The 3,064-nt window shown below is 59.5% G+C and carries 5 protein-coding genes; 3 read left to right on the forward strand and 2 right to left on the reverse strand.

The features are described 5' to 3' along the window. Nucleotides 1-116 precede the first annotated feature (116 nt). Nucleotides 117-722 carry a putative glycolipid-binding domain-containing protein gene (locus ABIB51_RS23065; RefSeq protein WP_354191715.1) on the reverse strand — a complete coding sequence of 202 codons (606 nt, stop codon included), beginning with the start codon at nucleotides 720-722 and terminating at the stop codon, nucleotides 117-119. A gap of 260 nt (nucleotides 723-982) precedes the next feature. Further along, on the reverse strand, nucleotides 983-1,705 hold the full coding sequence (locus ABIB51_RS23070; protein WP_354191716.1) for an alpha/beta fold hydrolase: 723 nt from the start codon (nucleotides 1,703-1,705) through the stop codon (nucleotides 983-985). Between the two features lie 73 nt (nucleotides 1,706-1,778). On the opposite strand from ABIB51_RS23070, the gene ABIB51_RS23075 reads away from it, so the two are divergent. The 3 genes from ABIB51_RS23075 (at nucleotide 1,779) to ABIB51_RS23085 (ending at nucleotide 2,957) form a co-directional block, all read left to right on the forward strand. Next, nucleotides 1,779-2,474: a helix-turn-helix transcriptional regulator gene (locus ABIB51_RS23075; protein ID WP_354191720.1), complete on the forward strand. Its 696-nt coding sequence runs from the start codon at nucleotides 1,779-1,781 to the stop codon at nucleotides 2,472-2,474. Nucleotides 2,475-2,593: 119 nt separating this feature from the next. Beyond that, nucleotides 2,594-2,845 carry a DUF2750 domain-containing protein gene (locus ABIB51_RS23080; protein ID WP_354191717.1) on the forward strand — a complete coding sequence of 84 codons (252 nt, stop codon included), beginning with the start codon at nucleotides 2,594-2,596 and terminating at the stop codon, nucleotides 2,843-2,845. Then, nucleotides 2,832-2,957, forward strand: a complete 126-nt coding sequence (locus ABIB51_RS23085; protein WP_354191718.1) for a DUF2750 domain-containing protein — start codon at nucleotides 2,832-2,834, stop codon at nucleotides 2,955-2,957. Before ABIB51_RS23080 ends, ABIB51_RS23085 begins: the two co-directional genes overlap by 14 nt. The last annotated feature ends 107 nt before the right edge of the window (nucleotides 2,958-3,064 follow it).

The following is a 3,064-nucleotide window of genomic DNA, read 5'->3' on the forward strand; positions in this document are numbered from 1 at the left end:
CCGGGCCTCCTTTTCGATCCGTTCCTTCTTCGACAACATGGGCAACACCTCACAATAAAAGGGGTGTTGCAACGACCGATTGAACTCGCCATCCCTTATTGCACAGGCAGAAGCGGTCAGCCGGGGATTTGTACCCGTCGAGCGAGGTGCGGGTAGTCAATCACTATCCCGTCGCTGTCGATGACGAGGTCTGTCTGGAAGTCACCACTGGCGCTGGCGTAATGAACCGTCCCCGGCGCTGCTGCCGGATCCGAAGCGTAAACCTGGTCGCTGCGCAGGACTCGCAACGAGGGCATCTCGATCCAGGCCATGACCAGATTGGTCGCTGGAACGGCCTGTTCATTCAATCGCAGACGCCTGATAGGCATGGTGTTGGTTACTGGACACAGCCCGAGGTCGCAGTCGATTGCGTCCTGCAGGATTGCCGGGTCCGCCAGGCCGGGCCCCGGGAGCCCGGTGATACCGAAGCTGGTCGTGACAGCGTCCCACTGTCCATCCGCAGCGTGCTCGAGCAGAAGTGATCGGCTCCACTGCCCGCCGTGAACTTGCACGGAGATAGAGCGCGTGACCCACCCAAGGCCGACGTCGAGTTGCCAGGAACTGGCGTAGGACGGTGTGACGGAGGTGCCGTGGGCACGCATGCTGTCGCTCGTTACGGACACTGAGGCGAGGTCGACACGCTCCGGATCGTCAGTTCCACGCCAAGCATAAAGTGAGGTCATTGCCTCAGCATGCCGCCCCTCGTGCCCAACAGCAATTCAGTCCCTCTCACGTAGCTATGTCTGAAATCCGGCTATCGGCGGGCAGTGCCAGTATTCACGTGGCACGGATTGGCGCGGCTTGGATCGGTTGGCAGTGATGCGACACGACTGCTCTGCTCGCGAGTTGTCGGTGGCTTCACCAACGCCAAGACCCCGGACTCAGAGAAGTGAGTCCGGGGTCAGTGTTCGGCTGCTAGGAAGCCAAGGAGATCCGTGCTGTATCAGTTGTTTGAGGATTCCGATGCAAGTATCTGAGCGAGGTCGGATGGGCGACTCCACATAGGCCAGTGGCCTGTCGGAAGGTCGACGTAGTCAACGCTCTTGAGATTGGCAACCTCGGCGAACATTGGATGGCCAGCCTTGACCAGTTCCATTACCTGCGAACTCGGGATTGAGCAGCAAACGAAGGTGGTGGGTACGTCGAAGCGTGCGTCATTTGTGAGTTGCACAATCTGACGAAGGACAGTTCCGGGCTCGGACACTGCGCGTTCCCGGAACCGCTCAAGTACATTGGCGCTCAGGCCCTCGATGCTGGCCTGCTCCCCGAGCATCTCGAAGGGTGGCAGCGAAAGTCCCTCCGTATCCTCTGGGAAGTCGGGGGCAAAGGCGACCCCGGACGTTGCCGGGCCGCTGTCAACCCAGATCACACGGCTGACCAGCTCGGGGTGCCGATCGAGCACAAGACTCACCGGAGCGTTGGCTCCGCTATGCGCCACGATGACCACTGGCCCGGAGCTGCTAGTGGCGGCCTGTTCGATTGCCGCTACCTGCTCGTCCAGCGTCCTGGTCACCCGGGCGGTATCTGTTTCGTCGAGGCCGGGCAGGGTCAGCGGGATCGCCCGGTGGCCCAAGGATGTTAGGTGCTCCGAGACTTCGTCCCATGCCCATGCTCCCAGCCAGTGGCCGGGAATCAGAAGGATCGGATTGCTTGTGTCTGTTGTCATGCCACGATCCTCGCACGCCTCTCGAACAACAGTATGGCACTATTTATGGCATGGTTCAGTGATGGGTGGAGAGATGAAGCGAGTGGAGCGGCTCCACGCATTGTCGGAGATGCTGCGACGCAGCGGGTCTCGTGGATGCACGGCAGACCGGTTGGCCAACGAGTTCGGCGTGTCTGTGCGCACGATAAAGAGAGATCTTGATGCGCTTGAGAACAGTGGGGCTCCGATCTGGTCCCGTCCGGGACCTCGCGGTGGATATGGTCTGGCTACCCAAGCTAACCTCCCACCTGTGAGCCTGACCCCCGCTCAAGCGGTGGCTCTTCTCGCAGCGGTTTCAGCTGCCCCTGATGCGCCTTACGCTGATCTTGCCTCGGTCGCCATCAGGAAAATCATGGACGTACTTGATCCTCGGACCCGAGTAAAGGTCGATGAACTAGCACGCCGCATCTGGGTCAACACGGATCAGCCTGGAACACGGGCCGTCAGATCGGCCCTTGAGGAAGCGATGTCTGAGCAACAAGTGGTTCGCATCCGCTACACCGCACAGGATGGCAATAAGACCACCAGGGACGTCGAACCAGTAATCTTCGCCTCAACGAACGGCCACTGGGATCTGATTGGTTGGTGCCAGCTACGCAACGAAATGCGCTGGTTTCGCGTGAGCCGCATCGAGCACGCCACCGCAACAAAGACGCGCTGCGGCACCCATGACGTTGAGGAGATCGGTATCCCACCAGCAACATCCAGATCAGTACACGTTGAAGATTGATGAATGTCTCAGGCGGTAGCTGTGGATTTGATCGCTTCGTGGCGGCATTCTGTGATCGCTCGGTGTCGCACCACTGCCCGTAAGCCCATGGGCTTCGGACAGTCTGAGACGATGCTGCTATGACCACAAGCGGCGCACACGCAACTGCATACTTCAAGGAAGTCATTCGCGAACAGCAAGTCTGGACGATCAGCGATGCTGGGGGCTTTCCAGCTCCGTACGGAAGCGATGGAATTCGTAGCATGCCTTTCTGGTCCCTGAGCTCACGCGCAGAGCGCATTATTTCTGCTGTCGAGGCCTATCTATGCCAGCTTCGAAAAAGTCGCGATCCCTCTCAGCGATTGGCGAACAAAGTGGTTGCCCGGCCTTGAGCGAGATGGGCTGCGGGTTGGGCTCAACTGGTCTGGTGATCGGGCAACGGGCTTCGACGTCGAGCCACGTGCAGCCCTGGCATCCTTGACCGCTCGCGAATCATCCGAATAGGTGCCCGGTGAAGGATGGCGAGTTCAATCGGTCGTTGCAACACCCCTTTTATTGTGAGGTGTTGCCCATGTTGTCGAAGAAGGAACGGATCGAAAAGGAGGCCCGGT

It is taken from the genome of Arthrobacter sp. UYCu712, assembly GCF_040547005.1.
Classification (GTDB): Bacteria; Actinomycetota; Actinomycetes; order Actinomycetales; family Micrococcaceae; genus Arthrobacter.